Origin of the sequence: Enterococcus sp. DIV1328a (genome assembly GCF_050536905.1) — a bacterium.
Classification (GTDB): Bacteria; Bacillota; Bacilli; order Lactobacillales; family Enterococcaceae; genus Enterococcus; species Enterococcus faecalis.
The window spans coordinates 628692-648474 of record NZ_CP172912.1 but is presented as its reverse complement, the minus strand read 5'-3'; the positions used below and the strand labels follow the sequence as shown (position 1 = coordinate 648474).

Below are 19783 nucleotides of genomic sequence, written 5' to 3'. Positions count from 1 at the left end.
ATTCCTCTTACTTCTTCATTTTAACACTATTTAGACAAAATTGGACTTCTTACGATAGATTCGCTTCGACTTTTTCAAAAAAAGCAGGAGATAATTCCTCTGGCAAATAAACAACTGTCTCAGAAGAAAGCGCTACGTTCATCTGAAACAAATGATTGACAATTAAGAGATGTGCTTGGTGAAGTTGATGCGTTGGTTTTCCATGAATAATTGTAATATTCTTTTTTTCACTGAAATAGCTTTTTATAGATTGTCCCAACGCTTGTTCCTTTTCTGGAGGAAAGTCCGTCAATAGGCAAATAATATATTTTTTTTCATATAAAATCGGGTTAAATAAATCTAGGATGTGATAAAAATAGCAACTCGTCAATTCCCGTTCTTTTACTGAAGTAAAGACTGGATATAGGCGCTTTAAAAGCCTAATTAGTTTTTGTAATCTGTGCCAAGTTTGATGATAACGTACAGCGAGTGTTTGTTCCTGTTTATGAGCTGGCAACCATGCTTGTCCGTCTAATAAACTATTCATATGCGTACTTAAAAATCGACATAAATGAATTTCTTGATAATTAAAATGATGTTGTGTAAAATTTCTCCTAATTTCTTTCATAATAAAAATAGCTGTTTTTAAGCATAAACTTTCTATTTTCATTTGCTCATGAATAAAATACTTTCGCGCTCTCTTGCCAAAACAACCACCAAAATGTGCTTCAAGAATCACAAATAACGCTTTTTGTTCTTTAAGAGACATAAAAGAAGTGCTCAACACTTCCAGACGAAATAAATAAAAAAAAGCACTTGTTTGTTGAAATAAATTAGCATTTGGCACTGAAATTTCATGCCCGCCTCTATATCGTTTCTCCCAAATATAAATTAGCCAACTAAGATGATTCTGTTGTGCTACATTTAAATCCAACTCAAAAAAGGTAATGATTTTCCGAGTCATTTCTCTGTTTTCTTCCAGACAGCTTTCTTGAAAAAACAAATAAAAACAAAGGATTAACTGTCGAATTTGCCATTCATTGCCAGTTAAATCGTAATGTTTTTGACGTACAATAATATCAAAATTAACTAGCCAACGTCGAATATTAGAAAGTTTCTTCCGAAGAGTTGATTCCTGTAATCCCAATACCTGGGTCAATTGCGCATAATTGATTCGCTCTTCAATTAGACAACGTAAAATATAAAATTCGGGAATAAAATAACAAAATTTTTGTCTAAATCGAGCCAAGCCACAAACGCATAATTCACGATATTTTACAATTCCTTTGGTCGTTGTATAAATCTTACAAAGCCCTTCTATCTTATACGTTTCCTGCTTTTTTTCAAAACGTTGAATGTAACAATGGATGGTTTTGTCGCTCACCTTTAGTTTTTCTGCAGCCATCAAAACAGAAAATGTCTGCTCTTGTTGCAGTAAATCCAACAATTCCAACATATTTTTATGTTCAAAAGACAATAATTCCTTGAAATCCATATATCGTCCCCTTTCACTCCCTTGTTATAAGAATACGTCAAATAAGGCAAAAATTTTTTTAAGAAGAAAAAAATAGAGAACAAAAAGTATTGATTACTTTCCGCTCTCTACAATTATATCGAATTATTTTTTTGAAATATGCAGTGTCATAGCATTTGCTGCTACAATAATTGTACTTAATGACATCAAGACAGCACCTACAGCTGGATTTAAAACAATCCCAATTGGTGCAAGAACCCCAGCCGCTAAAGGAATGGCGACAATATTGTACCCAGCTCCCCACCAAAGATTTTGGATCATTTTACGTCGTGTTTGTTTGGCTAAATCTAAGAACCTTAAAATATCTTTAGGATCACTATCCGTCAGTACAACATCTGCCGAATCAATCGCTACATCTGTACCAGCGCCTATCGCAATGCCGATTGAAGCACGGGCTAAACTTGGTGCATCGTTAATACCGTCTCCTACCATCATGACCTGATGCCCCTCAGTAAGATACTGTTGCACAATTTTTTCTTTATCTTCTGGTAAGAGCTCTGCGTAGTATTCCTTCATTCCTAAATAATTAGCAACTGCACTGGCAGCTGTTTGATTATCCCCTGTTAACATGACTGGCGTAATTCCTTGCGCTTGTAACTCTGCAATAAATGTTTTAGCTTCTGGTTTGACTTTATCTCCTAAAGCAAGCAGTGCGACTAATTGACCAGCGATGATTAAATAGCTCAAGGTATTTCCTTGCTCTTGATAGTTTGTTTTAATTGTTTCATCGAAGGTTAACTGTAACCGTGCAACTTCTTTTTCATTGACTATTTTGACTTCTTGGTTTTGAACAGTAGCAACCAGTCCTACGCCTGATAAAGCTTGCAGATTATGGGCTTCATAAGGTTGAACGGCTTGTTTATTTAAATAGTTCATGATTCCAATTGCCAACGGATGATTTGCATTTTTTTCCAATGCCCCAATATATTTAAGTGCTTCTTCTCTAGTAAACTGCTTACTCATTAATTCTAAGCCAGTAACTGTAAATTGTCCTTCTGTTAAAGTTCCAGTTTTATCCAGCAACACATATTCAACCTTATTGGCTTGTTCTAATGCATTCCGATTTTTTAAAAGTAAGCCATTTTTAGCAGCAATGGAGGTACTTCTAGCAATCACTAAAGGAATTGCTAAGCCTAACGCATGGGGACAGGCAATAATAAAAACTGTAACCATTCGTTCAAATGCTAGAGACAAATCTTTCGTTACGAGTAACCAACCGATAAATGCTAACACACCTACGAATAAGGCAATATAGAATAACCACTTGGCTACACGGTCTGAAATGGATTCTAGTTTTGATTTTTCCGACTGCGCTTGTTTAACCATCTCCATAACTTTTGACAGGTAACTATTTTCACCCGTGCCAGTTACCGAAATTTCAATCATTCCGTTGCCATTGACAGCTCCACCAATCACGGAGTCGCCAATGTTTTTTTCTACTGTTTTTGATTCCCCTGTAACCATCGATTCGTCGACTGTTGTGCTTCCTTTCAAAATTTTACCGTCTGTCGGAATTTTATCTCCCGAACGAACAATCAAGCGATCGCCTTCTTGAACATCTTGCAAAGGAATTTCTTCTTCCCCATGTTCAGTCATTCGCTTGACTGTGTCAGGCAACAGTTCAGCCATTTTTTTCAAGGCATCACCAGCATTAGAAATAGCATTCATTTCAATCCAATGGCCTAAAAGCATAATAACAATCAGAGTGGCTAATTCCCAGAAAAAGTCCATCACGTGGGCCTGATTCGTAAAATGATTCATGTAAAACGCATATAGGCTGTAAAAATATGATACCGAAATCCCCATCGCAATTAACGTCATCATTGCTGGACTCTTTTGCTGTAATTCCATTTTAGCGCCACTTAAAAATGGTTGTCCACCATAAAAAAATAGCACAGTTGCTAAAATTAAGACCAACCAATCAGAACCTGGAAAAGTAAATTGAAAAGGTAATTGAAAACCCATCATTGGTGAAAGAACAATAATCGGAATAGCTAAAATCAATGACAGCCAGAATTTTTGTTTAAAATTCCCCATATGCATTGAATGGTCCATTCCCTTCATTCCTTCATGTTGGTGTGACATAGCCATTTGTTCATGCGCCATATCATGATTCATGTGATTCATTTTATCGTGGGACATTGTTGGCTGTTTTTCCTGATGTTGTTCATGATTATGTTTTGCTGACATATGATCCCTTCTCTTCTTAAGTATTTTCATCTTAAGCATAGCACAAGATGAAAATTGTTAGAAATAATTACTTTTTTTAGTTTAGAAAAAAAAAGAGCCGAATTTTGCGTATGTATATTTTAAGAACACCTTATCCTCATATTTATTACAAAAGGAGTGTTTCAATGAAAATTACTACAAAGCAAGTCGGGGCGCGCATGCGTGAAGCTCGAAAAAAGAAGAAGTACACTTTACGTTATTTAGCCAATAAAATTGGTCTATCTAGTGGAAGTACAATTAGTAACTGGGAATTAGGTTTGAATTTACCCAATAAACGATACTTAAAAAAAATCGCTAAAGCCTGTGACACAACAGTAGATTGGCTACTTTATGGTGATTTCGATCGATTTGTGCGCCAGCTATTAAAAGAAAATTTTCAAAATAAACAACTACTAAAACCACCTTTTTTTACTCAGTTGATGGTACGTTTATCTGAAGAACAGCTATCCTATCACGATTCATTAAAAATTATGATTCAAGCGCAAAAGTTACAGCAGTCCTTTTATGCTTTTCCTTTAACAGTAGAAGCCCCCTCTCATTCCCAAGAGAGTATTTCTATTTATGAACCAACAACTGCAGAAGAACAGTCTGACCAATCTTATTATCATCCGTTTATTTTGTCAGAACTCCATGAATTATTTACACATTCTCAAAATCCAGAATTGGATTATTCTCTGATTATCGCTTTTCTTCCTTTGTTAAAAGTAGATCAATTAACTGAACCTCAAAAAGAAGTCTTACTGGCCATCTTTAAGCGGATGAATTCCTTTAAAGACCAAACACTTTTAAATGAATTCTTTGTGGAATTACAGTATTTACTCTGATTCTACAAAAAAGATTGAGCCATGTATCTCAAGGACTTAGGCTCAATCTTTTAGTTAAATTTCTTCTATTTATGAACGATTCTTTCGTTCGACTAAGTGCGTTTTCCGTTGTGGGCCAATGATTAAAGGAACGGATTCATATTTGACTTCACTGTATTCCAAGCCAAACCAACTTTCAGGAGAGGTAGTTAAGTTTTTGATAGCTAATTTTGCCTGCATAATTTGTCGATCCCATTTTTTCAGTTCAGAAACGTTAGATAATTCTTCTTGAATTAATACAAATTGGAAATCGCCAACTTCTCTCCCTGGCGTTAATGAATAACGTTGTGGCTGTTTTGGCAAGCGGCCTGTTTTCATCAAGTCATGAACAATTTGTCTTAAATATACATTCACTTCTTGAGAAATATGGAAGCCTAAATATAGCTGAACTTGCACAATAAAATCAGTTCCTAGCATGTCAACAGAATACTCTTGAGTAAAGGGTTCATCTGTTACCTGAACATTAACAAACCAATAAACGTTCGCTCGTTTTGGTTGTTTGTCCAAAATCGAATAAATAATATTACGATTAATTTCGCCGTCCACTCGATCGGAGGTTAAAAAGACCACGTTGGTTTGATACATAGGTACAGATGTATCTTCTTTCAAAGCTTTAAGTTGTGGTACATATTTTTCCAACGACACTTGTTCCGCCGTCGCTTCCTTAATCTCGTTGCCGCGTTCCCAAATAATCATGATGCATAACAAGAAGACTGCCATTCCCACAGCAACATATCCACCATGGAAAAACTTCGCAGCACTTGAAAAGAAAAAGACAACTTCAATGGCAGCAAAGAACAAGGAAATTAGATACGCAGACCAAGCTGGAATTTTATCCAAAAGATAAAACAACAATAAAATGGTTGTCATTAACATCGTAATCGTAATCGATAGACCATACGCAGCTTCCATGTGTGTCGATGTTCTAAAAGCCAGCACGATTGCTGAACAAGCTAACCACAAAATTAAATTTACCGCTGGAATATACATTTGACCGATATTGCTCCCAGGATAAATAATTTTAAGTCTTGGTAATAACTTCAATTTAATCGCTTCAGAAACTAAAGTATACGAACCTGATATTAACGCTTGCGAAGCAATCACTGCGGCGATTGTTGCAAAAACAACGCCAAATACAAGAATACCTCGTGGAATCATTTGGAAAAATGGGTTAATTTCAGCTAATGCCTGCATTTCAGGGTTTTCTTTGACCGTTAATAACCACGCAGCTTGCCCTAAATAATTAAGAATCAAACAAATCTTAATATACGGCCAGCTAATGCGGATATTCATTTTTCCTACATGCCCTAAATCAGAATATAAAGCTTCAGCACCAGTTGTAGCCAAGAAAATATTCCCTAAAATAAATAGACCTAATTTATTTTCTGGACTGACTAGTAATTGCAAAGCATAATATGGATTTAATGCACGAATAACCGTCCAATCTTGGCTAAAATTCATTAAACCAATGATGCCTAAAAAAGTAAACCACAAGAACATAATCGGCCCAAAAGCTTTCCCGACCAATTCTGTTCCAAATCGTTGAACAGAAAAAAGAATTAAAATAATCGTCAACGTAATAACCACTATAATCGTTTGGTCATTGCCAAAACGTTCAAAAAATGCTGGAATCCCCCGTAAGCCTTCAATCGCTGTCGTCACTGTCACAGCTGGGGTCAAAACGCCATCAGCCAGTAAAGCGGCGCCGCCAATCATTGCGGGAATAATCAAATACTTACTTTTTTTACGAACCAATGTATAAAGAGAGAAAATCCCACCTTCTCCATGGTTATCAGCATTTAAAGCAATAACAACATATTTAATCGTGGTTAAGATAGTCAATGTCCAAAAAATTAACGAGACCGAACCTAAAATAAACGATTCAGAAACCCGTGCCAAGCCACCATTATCTCCTACAATGGCTTTCATTACATATAAAGGGCTCGTTCCAATATCTCCATAGACAACGCCCATGGCAACTAAGATCCCTGCCATCGTAAATTTCCGACGATCAAACCCCTCTGCTTTGTGTAACACAATACTTTCCTCCTACAAAAGAAATGACTTCGTTTAGTTTAACCAACAGCTCCATAAAAACTTTTAAAACTCTTTATTATATAACGTTTTATATATCTTTTTCATTAGTCAAAAAGCGCTTTTTGACTAACGATGCTACTCACTATAATACGTTTTAAATCGTTTAGCAAGTCTTTTTATTAGAGAATGTTCATCTTAGATAAGAAACCCACCTATTTTGAAAAAAGGAAAATCAAAAATAAGTGGGGCAGCAGTCGAAACGACTGCTGCCCCACTTGCTAACTATTAAGATAATTTTCTGAACAAAGGTAGCTCCTTTTATTCCTGTTAAATTTAAATCACTTCTTCTTCCTCTTCAACTTCAGAGAAATGGAACTTAATCATTTCATTGACGAAAATTGGCACAAAGGATAGGAAAATTGCTAACATCCAATGATTTAAACTAATATGCACTAATCCAAATAGTTCTTGTGTGAATGGTAATAAAGCAATGGTTGTGGTAATTAGTAATGCTAAAACGACCATTTCAAAGAGCGACTTGTTGCTTGATAATTTTACACGGAAAACAGAGTTCGCACTACGAACATTAAAGACATGTAAGATAGAGGAATAAGCTAAGATTAAAAATGCCACTGTTTGTCCAACTTCATAGCTGTTTGAAACATAGGCTGAAACACCTGGTACAAAGGCACCTAGGTAAAAACCAAACAAAGTAATGACTGTGAACACTGCTGCATTAATCCCAATCTTTTGCCATAAGCCTCGTGCAAAAATCCCTTCGTTTTTAGGGATTGGTGCCTCATCCATAATTCCTTTTTCCGCTGGTTCTTTTCCTAATGCAAAACCAGGTAACCCATCTGCGACCACGTTAACAAACAACAGTTGAACTGCAGTAAATGGCGCACCCCAACCAAGTAACATGGCAATTAAAACAATAAAAATCTCAGAAATATTACAGCTTAATAAGAAGTTAATGGCTTTACGAATATTTCGGTACACGGCACGTCCTTGTGCAACCGCATCAACAATAGTTGCAAAGTTATCGTCCGTCAAAATCATATCTGAAGCGCCTTGGGCCACATCTGTTCCAGTAATCCCCATTGCGCAACCGACATCACTAGCTTTCAAGGCTGGCGCATCATTCACGCCATCTCCGGTCATTGCTACAACAGCGCCAGAACGTTGCCATGATTGAACAATTCGAATTTTATCTTCAGGGGTTACACGTGCATAAACGGATAAATCTTTAACACGTTTATCTAATTCTTCATCACTCATTTTTTTCAGTTCTGAACCAGATAAGGCTTCACTTTTATCTTTTAAAATTCCTAATTCTTTAGCAATTGCACTGGCTGTTACCACGTGATCACCAGTAATCATGACTGTTTTAATTCCAGCTTTTTTCGCACGAGCAATGGCGCCCTTACTTTCTGGACGTGGTGGATCAATCATGCCAATTAAGCCTAACAAGCGAAGATTTTTTTCTAAAGCCTCTGATGTAATTTCCTTGGGTGGTTCATCATATACGGCATAACCGACAGCAATAACTCGTAACGCTCGTTTTCCGAAACGATCATTAACAATAGCCGCTTGATCGACATCTCCGAAACCAAAACGTGGTAGTAACACATCAAAGGCTCCTTTAGTAATTGAGATGTACTTTTTCCCCCATTGATGGACCGTAGTCATCATTTTTCGTTCTGAATCAAAGGGAATTTCACCAATACGAGGATATTTTTCTTCAAGTTCTTCTTTAGTATGATAATTTTCTTCGACAGCACGAACAATTGCCGCTTCTGTCGGATTCCCTGTAACAGTTAGTTCATCGCCTTCTTTTTCCACAATGACATCTGTACATAAAGCAGCCATTTTCAATACTTCCATGGCTTCATCGGTCATGGCATCTTCCGTATCCGTTACTTCATCACCACGATGCCATACTCGGCGGACGCGCATTTTATTTTGTGTCAGTGTTCCTGTCTTATCAGAACAGATAACATTCGCAGTTCCTAGCGTTTCTACTGCTGGCAATCGACGAATAATCGCATGTTTCTTAGCCATTTTTTGAACACCATATGCTAAGGTTAACGTTACAATCACGGTTAGTGTTTCTGGTACAGCTGCCACCGCTAAGGAAACGGCTGTCATAAACATTTCAAGAAGCGGTTCTCCTTGCAGTTCACCAATAATGAAAACAATTGCTGCAGCCCCTAAAGCTAACAAACTAATACGTTTGCCTAATTGATTCAAGCGTTTTTGTAATGGTGTTTTTTGCTGATCGCTGTTATTCAGTAACCCAGCAATTTTACCCATTTCTGTATTCATTCCTGTTGCAGTTACTACTGCTCGTCCGCGGCCATTCACAACGGTACAGCCTTTGAAAATCATATTTATTTGATCTCCTAAGCCATCATCGTCATGCCCCACGTATGTAGGATCTTTTTCAACAGGTTCACTTTCACCTGTTAGTGCTGACTCTTCTACGCGCATTTGAGAAGCTTGAATAAGTCGTGCATCGGCTGTAATCATTGAACCAGCTTCAAGAACTAGAACATCTCCTACTACTAGTTCTTCAGCATCGACTTCGATTACCTTGCCATCTCGTAAGACTGCACTACTTTGCTTGTTCATGTCTTGTAAAGCCGCCAGAGATTTTTCAGCATTTCCTTCTTGAACAATGGCCAAAACAGCATTGATAATCACAATTGCAATAATTAAGATTCCTTCAAAATATTCGCCATGTTCTGTTACGATTGCTGTATAAAACGAAATTGCCGCAGCAACTAATAAAATAATCGTCGTAAAATCAGATAAACTGTGAATGAATTTCTTTAACACAGAATCCTTCTTAGCCTCTTCAAATTGATTGCGGCCATTTTCTTTCAGCCGTTGTTGGGCCTCTTGTTGTGTTAAACCAGTTTCAGTATTGACTGAAACTTCTTTTGTGACAGTATCGACAGTTTGCTTGTAAGCTTCCATCCTATTCCCCCTCTAATTTTTTCTTCCTATATAATAGTGTCTCTATTAAATATAACATGATTTTTTTTGAACACGCAACTTTTTTCATCTTTGGCTTAGCGTTCTCTCATATGTCCAGAAAAAACTGGTATTTTCGTTGTTGCTACAGCAATGTTTCTATTTGATTATGGGAATTTTATGAAAAAAGAAACGAATTCAGCCAAAAAGCAATGGACATTTTTTTCATTTTGTCTGATAAAAAATAGTTTATTTCTATATATTCAACACAAAAACAACAAAAAATACAATGTTATTTAGTTCGCACAATTATTTATTTTACATGTTATAAAATAACCAGAAAAATATTATATTTAATCTTATTAATAAGTGTTATAACTTGCAAACGCTTCCAAAAGGTGCTATTCTTTAAGTGTAAGGAGGACATGCAAATCAATTGGTTGAAGATTTTCTCAGTAGATAAAAATCGGTAAACTCAAAGTTGTTAGAATTGCAAGATTCACCTGTAAACAATACGTGTAGAGTAATTGTTAGTGATAACTCGTATCGGAAAATAGGGAAAGGTTATAGAAGGATGGAGTTTCTATAAAGCATTTACCCTATCTGTTATCACCTAACGCAAGTTATCCACCATCCAAGCGTCGAAACTGTATGAAAACAAGGTTTTAGTTTCACCACATCACGTTCACCTTTTGCTTTACATGTATCGCGAAATGTAAACACTTATTCAACCAATTGATGTCTTCCCGTTAACAAGGCCGAGCTTAAATTTAAGCTCGGTTTTTTCTTTTAGGCAATAAAATATATTTGTATCAAATAATCATATGTGTTATATTCAAGGTGCACATTCTATTTTATCTTCTTTTAAAGGAGGGAATGCTATGCGAAAAAAGAAAAAATCTTCGTTTGAAAGTTCAATTCATGTTTATCGTGCTATGGCTCGTATGACCCAGCAAGATTTGGCCAATCGAGTCGGTGTCTCTCGACAAACAATTATTCAACTGGAACGAAACAAGTACAATCCTTCATTACTTCTTGCGCATGACATCGCGAACGTCTTTGGCGTAACCATTGATGATGTGTTCACCTTCAAAGAAACACTGAATGACGATGTAGAACAAGAAGCCTAAACAGTATAAGCTGTACTTAACAAGACAATTTTTCTGATTGTACTTGGAGTTGCCGAGGTACAACTTAGTACCGGCAATACGAAGAAAGCACTTCTTCGTATTGTTGTTTCAATAATTAATCTTTTCTTACATAAAAAAAGAACGGCGCAACCTTGGTTGCGTCGTTCTTTTTATTCTAAGATTGTCTACTAAGCATTTTTGCTCTAGTAGCGTTTTGGTTTCTAACTTTATTATTTACAGGGGAAGAAAAAATAAAGCACACCTTTACTGTGATTCCAAAAATCACGTGTTTATCATAATATATTTTTGTTTCAATCCCAAGTATTCTGCTCACAAAGTGTCGCTTATTTAATAAACATTGCATCGCCAAAACTAAAGAAACGATATTTTTCCTCAATTGCATGTTGGTAAGCAGCCAATGTTAAGTCTTTTCCTGCAAAGGCACTCACAAGCATCACTAACGTAGATTTTGGCAAATGAAAGTTCGTTGAAAAAGCCTCTACGACTTTAAATTGATACCCTGGTGTGATAAAAATATCGGTCCAGCCACTGTCAGCCTGGATTTCACCATTAAATTTTGTGCCAATTGTTTCCAACGTACGAATAGAAGTTGTTCCAACCGCAACAATCCGACCGCCTGCTTGGCGTACTTCATTTAGTTGCTTAGCCGCTTCTTCAGTTAAACGATAGAATTCGCTATGCATATGATGTTCTTCTATATTATCAACGCTCACGGGACGGAATGTTCCTAAACCGACATGTAAAGTTAAATAAACGAGATGAACACCTTTTGCTTTGATCTCTTCTAATAGTTCTTTTGTAAAATGCAAACCCGCTGTTGGTGCTGCAGCTGAACCATTTTCTTCAGCATAAACCGTTTGATAACGATCTGGGTCATCTAGACGTTCTTTGATATATGGCGGCAATGGCATTTCTCCTAACGATTCTAAAATTTCTAAGAAAATACCATCATATTTAAATTCAATGATTCGACCACCATGTTCCAACTCTTCTTTAACCACCGCTTTTAGGCGACCATCGCCAAATTGAATTTCCGTGCCGACTTTTGCACGTTTCGCGGGTTTAATCAAGGTTTCCCATGTATCGCCTTCTGTATTTGTTAAAAGTAAAACTTCCAAATGACCGCCTGTTTCAGGTTTTTCTCCATATAAACGGGCCGGCAGTACCCGGGTATTATTCATGACTAATGCATCCCCAGGCTGTAATTCATCAAGAATATCATGGAAATGTTTATCCTCCATGTCCCCTGTTTCTTTATTTACAACTAATAATCGTGAACTAGCGCGATCTTTTAGTGGGGTTTGAGCAATTAATTCTTCTGGTAAATCAAAATCAAAATCTTCTGTACTTAGCATTTCCGTCACTCTTTCTACTAGTTTTTATCTTGGTTATTCTAACACTTTTTCTTGTTTCTGGCTATGTCAGCCTTCTGAATCAAACTAAATAGTTGTCAAAAAATGTCAGAAGCACTATACTTACTTTAAGTAAGTATACATAGTTATTTAGAGGAGGAACTCAAAATGCATGCTCAATTTCATCATGTTTCACTATTAGCGCGTCATGGTCAAGAAAACCAATCATTCTATACAAAATTGTTAGGCTTACGCTTTGTCAAAAATACCGTAAATCAAGACAACAATCGCATGCCTCATTATTTTTATGGCGATTATCAAGGCACGCCGGGAAGCTTAGTAACTTTTTTTATCGTGCCCTTATTAGGCAACCGCTATGAAGAAAAAAATTATTTAGCCACGATTGGCTTAAAAATTCCCCAAAATAGCCTTTCCTTTTGGGAACAACGTTTAACAGAAAACAAAATTCCATTTAACAAAAAAGAAAAGAGCCTACATTTCAGTGATCCAGATGATACGCATATTATCCTGACAGAAGTTCCTGAAAATCCATTAAAAGAAACACTCGTTGTTTCTAACGACATTCCAGCAGCGGTTCAAATTATCGGTTTGGCCTCTACAGAATTTCATGTACCAGATTCTGAAAAAACCTTGGCCTTTTTTGAAACATTTCTTGGTTGGCAAGCAGTTGGCAATACGATTATTTTGAGTGAGACGGAAAGCTTTTCTGTTCATCAAACAACGTCGGATAAAACAAGCCGAATGGGGCGTGGCAGTATGGATCATATTGCTTTTTCTGTGGCTGATGATGAAGCATTACAAGAACTACACACGCGCGCTTTAGCACAAGGCTGGGAAATTGAAATGTATGTAAGTCGTGGATATTTTAAAAGTTTATACATTCGTGAACCAGGCGGGAATCGGGTTGAATTTGCTACTTTGACTCCTGGCTTTACATTGGATGAGCCTCTGGAACATTTAGGAGAAACATTGGCTTTACCGCCTTTTTTAGAACCAAAACGGACTGCAATCGAAGCCAACCTCTACAAAGACATGTAACCAACGCTTTAGAAAACAACGGAAGACGGACGTAATAATCGGTGACAAAATTACGTCCGTCTCTCTTCCCCTATGTTTGAATGTTTGAACAAGAGAATAAAAAATGACCTTCAGATTTTTCTGAACGTCATTGCACATTCCATAAAAAGCATCCTTCGTTCTTCCACTTCTTACTTCTTAAAAAAACTGGTAATTTTTTCAAAAATTCAGTAAAATAAAAGTGATCAATGGTTTCCATTGATTGAACGGGCAACTTGATGGTCCACTTGCACAGGTGACTATTCAAGGCTTCGTGATTTAGTTGCCGCTAAATCATGAAGCGCCTTTTTTTATTTTATTCCCTTGTTCTCTTTCCATTCTAATGAAAAACTCAGCTCCCGTCAACTTGCTACAAAGGACACTTTTCTTTGTTATAGCGGCTTTTCTTCCTTCTCAGAATACTCTTTTTAACATCTTGTTTCGTTCAGATAACTTTTACTAAACAATAGTTATCTTTTCTTTTTTTTAGAACGAATTAAAAAAAATTTACCGCCTTCTTTTTCCCATTAAAAATAGATTACATTTGTCGAAATCGCATTTTTATAGCATACTAGTAATAAGATACATTTTCAAAATATTTAGTTGAGGTGAGTAAGTTGATAGAATTTCAGCATGTATCAAAATTTTATAAAGGCGGAAAAGTCGCCGTTGATGACATTAATTTGTCTTTCGATAAAGGTGAATTTATCTGCTTCATCGGAACAAGTGGTAGTGGAAAAACAACATCAATGCGGATGCTTAACCGCATGACCGACCCTTCAAAAGGAAAAATTTTAATTGATGGCCAAGATATTCAAAAAATCAATCCTGTAGAGCTACGTCGCCAAATTGGCTATGTCATTCAAAATATCGGCTTGATGCCTCACATGACCATTCGTGAAAATATCGTTTTAGTGCCTAAATTATTAAAAGTACCTGTGGAAGAACGCAATAAGATAGCCGAAAAAATGATTGATTTGGTTGAGTTACCACGAGAAATGTTGGACCGCTATCCCAATGAACTTTCTGGCGGACAACAACAAAGAATCGGCGTTGTGCGGGCTTTAGCTGCCAATCAAGATATTATTCTAATGGATGAACCTTTTGGTGCTTTAGATCCTATCACCCGTGATTCATTACAAGATTTAGTGAAAGATTTGCAAGAACGTTTAGGAAAAACGATTGTCTTTGTTACCCATGATATGGATGAAGCGTTGAAATTAGCAAATAAAATTGCCATTATGAGCGAAGGCAAAGTAATTCAATTTGACACACCAGATAATATTTTACGTCATCCAGCCAATGAATTTGTAGAAGAACTCATCGGAGAAGATCGCTTATTACAAGCCAAACCTGATTTCACCACAGTGGATGAAGTCATGTTAAATTCAGCCATTACTATCACGCCGGAAAAATCTTTACAAGAAGCGATTAAATTGATGCGTGAAAAACGGGTTGATACCTTATTAGTTGTTGATAATTCCCATGTGCTTAAAGGCTTTATCGATGTTGAAACATTAGACCAGCAACGGGGCAAAGCTTCTAGTGTTGGTGATATCTTGAATAAAGATGTCTTCTTTGTTCAAAAAACCGCTCTTTTACGTGATGCTTTACAAAGAATCTTAAAACGTGGCTTAAAATATGTGCCAGTCGTTGATGAACAAAAACGAGTGGTGGGCATCTTAACACGTGCTTCCCTTGTTGACATTGTTTATGATGTTATCTGGGGCGATGAAACAACGATTAGTGAAGCTGTAGAAGCAAAACAAAGCGAGTCCGAAACTGATAAAGAGGAGGCGTAAGCAATGAGTAGCTTCTTTCAAGAATATGGATCAGAAATGATTTCAAAAAGTATTGAACATATTTATATTTCATTCTTTGCACTTTTATTAGGGGTCGCTATCGCTGTGCCCGTTGGCGTTTGGTTAACACGTTTGCCCAAAGTAGCCAATATTGTCATTGGTTTAACAAGTGCCTTACAAACGGTTCCTTCGTTGGCTTTATTAGCTTTGATGATTCCAATTTTTGGTGTCGGCAAAACACCCGCTATTATCGCGCTATTCATCTATTCCCTTCTACCTATTTTAAGAAACACGTATATCGGAATGAAAAATGTCGATGAAAATTACCGAGATGTTGCTAAAGGCATGGGCATGACCAATTTACAGTCTATTTTTAGTGTTGAATTACCCATTGCCATGCCAACAATTATGGCCGGCATTCGTTTAGCTGCTGTCTATGTCATTGCTTGGGCTACACTGGCTTCTTATATTGGTGCAGGTGGTCTTGGTGATATGATTTTCAGTGGATTAAATAACTATCAGCCAGAATTAATCTTTGGCGGGACTATTCCAGTAACTATTTTAGCACTTTTAGCAGATGTTCTTCTTGGATTATTAGAAAATCGTTTAACGCCAAAAGCTTTAAGGGAGGGCGAATAATGATGAAAAAGAAACTCAAGTTAAGCTTACTCTTCTTAAGCAGTTTACTTTTATTGGCAGGTTGTTCTTTACCTGGTCTCGCTTCAACTTCTGATGATAACACTGTTGCCATTACAGGTGGGATTACTTCAGAAGCGCAGATTTTAGGGAGCATTGTAGCGGATATGGTTGAGCATTACACAGATAAAAAAACAAATGTGATTAACAACTTAGCCACTACTACCATCAATCACCAAGCAATGTTAAACGGAGATGCCTCAATTTCTGCAGCTCGTTATACTGGTACTGACGTGACTACTACGCTGGGCTTACCAGCGGAAAAAGATCCTAAAAAAGCGTTTAACCTAGTTCAATCAGAATTTGAAAAACGTTATCAACAAACTTGGTTCCCTTCATATGGGTTTGAAAATACTTATGTATTCTTAGTTACAAAAGAAACGGCTGATAAATACAATTTAAAAACAGTCAGTGATTTAGGGAAAGTCGCAGACAAATTAGTTGCTGGTGTCGATACTGCGTGGATCACACGTGAAGGCGACGGTTATGAAGGCTTTAAAAAGGAATACAACTTCCAATTTAAATCTATTTTACCAATGCAAATTGGCTTGGTGTACGATGCAGTCAACGCTGGAAAAATGGACGTTATCTTAGGTTACTCAACAGATGGCCGGATTGGTAGTTACGATTTAGTCATGTTAAAAGATGACAAGCGCTTTTTCCCGCCTTATGATGCCGCTCCTGTGGTTAGTGACAAATTATTAAAAGAAACGCCGGAAATTAAAGATGTCTTAAATCGCTTAGATGGTAAAATTTCTACCAAAAAAATGCAAGAATTGAACTATCAAGCAGATAATGATTTAATTGAACCTGCGGTCGTAGCCGAACGTTTCTTAAAAGAAAATAACTATTTTGAGGGGGAGTAACAGATGAATAATATGAATTTATTCCAACAATTTATCTACTATTTCCAACAAAATGGCGGCTACGTCTTTCAACAATTTTTACGTCACTTTTTAATTTCGATTTATGGCGTAATCTTTGCTGCAATTGTCGGTATTCCTATCGGGATTATGATTTCACGTAAACGTAGCTTAGCCAACTGGATTATCCGTTTAGCGAACATTATCCAAACAGTACCAGCTTTGGCAATGCTTTCGATTTTAATGTTGGGAATGGGCTTAGGCGTCAACACGGTGGTTGTAACGGTCTTCCTTTATTCTCTCCTACCAATCATCAAAAATACGTACACTGGCATGATTCAAGTGGATCGCAATATTTTAGATGTTGGTAAAGGAATGGGTATGACAAAAGTACAACTTCTTTATATGGTCGAGTTACCTTTATCTGTGTCAGTAATCATGGCAGGTATTCGAAATGCGTTAGTCGTCGCAATCGGAATTACTGCGATTGGTGCTTTCGTTGGAGCTGGTGGTTTAGGGGATATTATTATTCGTGGAACCAATGCCACAGATGGTGCTTCTATCATTTTAGTCGGTGCCTTACCAACGGCCTTTATGGCGATTATCACAGATTGGGTTCTAGGGATTATTGAACGTCGTTTAGACCCAGCTAGCAAACATTCCAATTAATAAAAAATAAAGAGCAGATCCAACATTGTTTCTTTTCAATGGGATCTGTTTTTTTATCTAGGAGATTAATAATGTCTAACTATACTATTATCGATTTAAACCAACAACCACACTTAATTCCGTCAGCTGCTCAATGGTTTAGCCAAAAGTGGCAAATCCCCGCTGAAGCGTATCAAGCAAGTATGCAGGAAATGCTAACTAGTGAAAATCACGTACCACATTGGTGGGTCTGCTTGAATAAACAGCAGGACATCGTTGCAGGCGTGGGCGTAATTGATAATGACTTCCACAATCGTGCAGACCTTACGCCAAACCTTTGTGCATTGTATGTCGAACCAACATTTCGTCACCAAGGCTTAGCAGGAATTCTTTTAACAACAGTTGGTGATTTTCTTGCTAATTCTGGATTTAAAAAGCTTTATTTGCTCACAGACCATACTACTTTTTATGAAAGATATGACTGGGAATTTTTGACAATGGTAACCACTGAAGAGCAGTCTTGCGCTAGAATTTATCAAAAACAATTACGTCAATAAAAAAATCTGCCATCAAAAGATGGCAGATTTTTTTATTTATTTTTTCAAGTGATAACTATAGGTAGCCACAATAATATTTTCCCGCCACGCTAAACGAATCCGCAAACGTAAACTTGTTTGGTTATGCAAAATATTTTGCCAACGTTTATTTGGTACAAATTGTGGTACTAAAACCGTTGTACTGTAGTTATGCTTCGTGGCATTTTTACTAACCAAATCAACATAACGTAAGATAGGGTTTTGCAGTGAGCGATACGAAGAATGGACAATTGATAGACGAACGTCCGGGAAGTGTTTTTTAAACTCTTCCTGGATTTCTTTTTCCTTCTCAACGTTTTCATCCATTGAGACATGCATGGCAACAACATAATCACCAATGGAACGCGCATAGTTCAAGGCGCCGACATTTGCCTTGGTTACGTTCCCTACTAAAACAATAACTGTATTCCCGTCAAACTCATGTAACTGTGCCCCGTCTTCTAAACGTAGCTGTTCCGCCACATTTTTATAGTGAGTATTGACCCGATAAAATGCATAAATCAACACTGGCATAATAATAAAGAACGGCCAGATGTCCCCTAATCGATAAATAAACAAAATGGCGATAATCGCGAAAGAGATAAAGGCGCCGACAATGTTAGCAATTGATTTTGGCAACCAATTTTTAGTTTCTTTTCGCCATTTTACAACCATCCCCGATTGAGACAAAGCAAACGGAATAAACACACCAATTGAATACAATGGGATTAAACGTTCTGTGGAACCTTGGAAAATCAATAATAAAACAATGGAACCAGCAGCTAAAGTTAAAATACCATTTGAATAGCCTAAACGGTCGCCACGATCCATATACATATGCGGCATAAACTTATCTTTGGCTAAGTTATAAGCCAAAACTGGAAAGGCTGAGAATCCTGTGTTAGCGGCAACCGCTAAAATTAAGGCTGTCGCAAACTGTAATAAATAATATAAAATATTTTGACCAAAGACCGCTTTCCCAATTTGTGAAAGAACTGTCACTTCTTCTTTTGGCACAATCCCATACCAATAGTTAATAAATGTAATCCCCACGAAGAAGAACCCTAAAATCGTTGCCATTAACGCTAACGTCCCAGCAGCATTTTTTGCTCGTGGTTTCTTAAAGAATGGCACTGCATTACTGATTGCTTCAACCCCTGTTAAGGAAGAAGAACCAGATGAAAACGCCCGTAAAACTAAGGCAATAGAAATTCCTGGAACCACGGCTCCTGGTAAAGCTGTCGCATTCAATGGCTGTGCGCCAGTCACAATTTTAAATAGCCCAACAACAATCAGTAAGGTAATAATTGCGATAAAACTATACACTGGCAACATTAAGAACGAAGCAGATTCTCGCAGGCCTCTCAAGTTCATTAAGGTAATCAATATCACAATCCCAATAGAAATTGCTACTTGATGACCATATAACGCTGGAATCGCCGATATAATCGCCTCTGCGCCCGCTGAAACTGAAACGGCTACTGTTAGCATATAATCGACTAACAACGAACCACCAGCCAATAAACCGGCATTTCTGCCGAGGTTTTCACTACTAACAACGTATGCGCCGCCGCCATGCGGATACGCATGAATAATTTGTCGGTACGACAATGTTAAAGAAATAAGTAAAATAATAACAAATGCAGCAATTGGCAATGAATACCAAATCGCAGCCGCCGACAAAGTAACCAGAACCACCACTATTTGTTCTGTACCATACGCAATGGATGAAAGTGCATCAGAAGATAACAACGCAAGCGCTGCAAATCTGCTTAATTTATGTTCATCATTTTCGGCTGATTTCAATGGTTTCCCAATGAACAGTCGTTTTAAATCCGCCATTTTTTTCTACTCCTTTTCTCTAGAGTGACCCGCTCACTTTTTTCATTATTTTTTATCAAACAAATCCATATGCTACGCTTCTCACAATGAAAAGTCAATTGATTTTTGTTACTGAAAAAGATAAAAAAATCACCATCTTTTTTTAATCAGACACTCATT

At 37.1% G+C, this 19783-nt stretch carries 14 protein-coding genes; 8 read left to right on the top strand and 6 right to left on the bottom strand.

Annotation, left to right across the window (positions count from 1 at the left end):
• Positions 1-49: 49 nt before the first annotated feature.
• Together IGL93_RS03150 and IGL93_RS03145 are read right to left on the bottom strand one after the other, a co-directional pair.
• Positions 50-1474, bottom strand: coding sequence for a helix-turn-helix domain-containing protein (locus tag IGL93_RS03150; RefSeq protein ID WP_010775661.1), 1425 nt, complete (start codon positions 1472-1474; stop codon positions 50-52).
• A gap of 123 nt (positions 1475-1597) precedes the next feature.
• A complete protein-coding gene (locus IGL93_RS03145; RefSeq protein WP_002361337.1) occupies positions 1598-3742 on the bottom strand; it encodes a heavy metal translocating P-type ATPase in 2145 nt (714 codons plus the stop codon).
• A 125-nt stretch (positions 3743-3867) separates the two neighbouring features.
• Between IGL93_RS03145 and IGL93_RS03140 the strand changes: the two genes are divergently transcribed.
• On the top strand, positions 3868-4566 hold the full coding sequence (locus IGL93_RS03140; protein WP_002396538.1) for a helix-turn-helix domain-containing protein: 699 nt from the start codon (positions 3868-3870) through the stop codon (positions 4564-4566).
• A 69-nt stretch (positions 4567-4635) separates the two neighbouring features.
• Here IGL93_RS03140 and IGL93_RS03135 read toward each other — a convergent pair whose 3' ends face one another.
• Both IGL93_RS03135 and IGL93_RS03130 read right to left on the bottom strand, forming a co-directional pair.
• The gene (locus tag IGL93_RS03135) at positions 4636-6642 is read right to left on the bottom strand and encodes a KUP/HAK/KT family potassium transporter (protein WP_002381294.1); all 2007 of its coding nucleotides are present in this window, start codon (positions 6640-6642) and stop codon (positions 4636-4638) included.
• A gap of 333 nt (positions 6643-6975) precedes the next feature.
• Positions 6976-9621: a calcium-translocating P-type ATPase, PMCA-type gene (locus IGL93_RS03130; RefSeq protein WP_002358801.1), complete on the bottom strand. Its 2646-nt coding sequence runs from the start codon at positions 9619-9621 to the stop codon at positions 6976-6978.
• An 821-nt stretch (positions 9622-10442) separates the two neighbouring features.
• On the opposite strand from IGL93_RS03130, the gene IGL93_RS03125 reads away from it, so the two are divergent.
• Positions 10443-10748 carry a helix-turn-helix transcriptional regulator gene (locus tag IGL93_RS03125; protein ID WP_002355748.1) on the top strand — a complete coding sequence of 102 codons (306 nt, stop codon included), beginning with the start codon at positions 10443-10445 and terminating at the stop codon, positions 10746-10748.
• Positions 10749-11092: 344 nt separating this feature from the next.
• On the opposite strand, the gene queA is transcribed toward IGL93_RS03125, so the two are convergent.
• Entirely contained in the window at positions 11093-12124 is a 1032-nt protein-coding gene (gene queA, locus IGL93_RS03120) for a tRNA preQ1(34) S-adenosylmethionine ribosyltransferase-isomerase QueA (RefSeq protein ID WP_002355747.1), read from the bottom strand.
• Between the two features lie 165 nt (positions 12125-12289).
• Here queA and IGL93_RS03115 point away from each other — a divergent pair, with 165 nt between their 5' ends.
• From IGL93_RS03115 to IGL93_RS03090, 6 genes are all read left to right on the top strand, one after another.
• Positions 12290-13180 (top strand): ring-cleaving dioxygenase, encoded by an 891-nt coding sequence (locus IGL93_RS03115; RefSeq protein WP_002355746.1) that lies wholly within the window; start codon positions 12290-12292, stop codon positions 13178-13180.
• A gap of 626 nt (positions 13181-13806) precedes the next feature.
• Positions 13807-15000, top strand: a complete 1194-nt coding sequence (locus tag IGL93_RS03110; RefSeq protein WP_002355745.1) for a betaine/proline/choline family ABC transporter ATP-binding protein — start codon at positions 13807-13809, stop codon at positions 14998-15000.
• A 3-nt stretch (positions 15001-15003) separates the two neighbouring features.
• Entirely contained in the window at positions 15004-15639 is a 636-nt protein-coding gene (locus IGL93_RS03105) for an ABC transporter permease (protein WP_002355744.1), read from the top strand.
• A 2-nt stretch (positions 15640-15641) separates the two neighbouring features.
• Positions 15642-16562, top strand: coding sequence for an osmoprotectant ABC transporter substrate-binding protein (locus IGL93_RS03100; RefSeq protein WP_025192660.1), 921 nt, complete (start codon positions 15642-15644; stop codon positions 16560-16562).
• A 3-nt stretch (positions 16563-16565) separates the two neighbouring features.
• A complete protein-coding gene (locus tag IGL93_RS03095; protein WP_002363261.1) occupies positions 16566-17228 on the top strand; it encodes an ABC transporter permease in 663 nt (220 codons plus the stop codon).
• Positions 17229-17299: 71 nt separating this feature from the next.
• Positions 17300-17764 carry a GNAT family N-acetyltransferase gene (locus tag IGL93_RS03090; protein ID WP_002361333.1) on the top strand — a complete coding sequence of 155 codons (465 nt, stop codon included), beginning with the start codon at positions 17300-17302 and terminating at the stop codon, positions 17762-17764.
• A 36-nt stretch (positions 17765-17800) separates the two neighbouring features.
• Here IGL93_RS03090 and IGL93_RS03085 read toward each other — a convergent pair whose 3' ends face one another.
• Positions 17801-19624 (bottom strand): APC family permease, encoded by a 1824-nt coding sequence (locus tag IGL93_RS03085; RefSeq protein ID WP_002379167.1) that lies wholly within the window; start codon positions 19622-19624, stop codon positions 17801-17803.
• Between the last annotated feature and the right edge of the window lie 159 nt (positions 19625-19783).

What these genes read in the sequence shown, in the direction of transcription:
- IGL93_RS03130 (WP_002358801.1), bottom strand. Translation starts at nt 9,621, where the DNA reads ATGGAAGCTTACAAGCAAACTGTCGATACTGTCACAAAAGAAGTTTCA.
- IGL93_RS03125 (WP_002355748.1), top strand. Translation starts at nt 10,443, where the DNA reads ATGTGTTATATTCAAGGTGCACATTCTATTTTATCTTCTTTTAAAGGA.
- IGL93_RS03090 (WP_002361333.1), top strand. Translation starts at nt 17,300, where the DNA reads ATGTCTAACTATACTATTATCGATTTAAACCAACAACCACACTTAATT.
- IGL93_RS03085 (WP_002379167.1), bottom strand. Translation starts at nt 19,624, where the DNA reads ATGGCGGATTTAAAACGACTGTTCATTGGGAAACCATTGAAATCAGCC.
- IGL93_RS03095 (WP_002363261.1), top strand. Translation starts at nt 16,566, where the DNA reads ATGAATAATATGAATTTATTCCAACAATTTATCTACTATTTCCAACAA.
- IGL93_RS03140 (WP_002396538.1), top strand. Translation starts at nt 3,868, where the DNA reads ATGAAAATTACTACAAAGCAAGTCGGGGCGCGCATGCGTGAAGCTCGA.
- IGL93_RS03145 (WP_002361337.1), bottom strand. Translation starts at nt 3,742, where the DNA reads ATGCTTAAGATGAAAATACTTAAGAAGAGAAGGGATCATATGTCAGCA.
- IGL93_RS03115 (WP_002355746.1), top strand. Translation starts at nt 12,290, where the DNA reads ATGCATGCTCAATTTCATCATGTTTCACTATTAGCGCGTCATGGTCAA.
- queA (WP_002355747.1), bottom strand. Translation starts at nt 12,124, where the DNA reads ATGCTAAGTACAGAAGATTTTGATTTTGATTTACCAGAAGAATTAATT.
- IGL93_RS03105 (WP_002355744.1), top strand. Translation starts at nt 15,004, where the DNA reads ATGAGTAGCTTCTTTCAAGAATATGGATCAGAAATGATTTCAAAAAGT.
- IGL93_RS03150 (WP_010775661.1), bottom strand. Translation starts at nt 1,474, where the DNA reads ATGGATTTCAAGGAATTATTGTCTTTTGAACATAAAAATATGTTGGAA.
- IGL93_RS03100 (WP_025192660.1), top strand. Translation starts at nt 15,642, where the DNA reads ATGAAAAAGAAACTCAAGTTAAGCTTACTCTTCTTAAGCAGTTTACTT.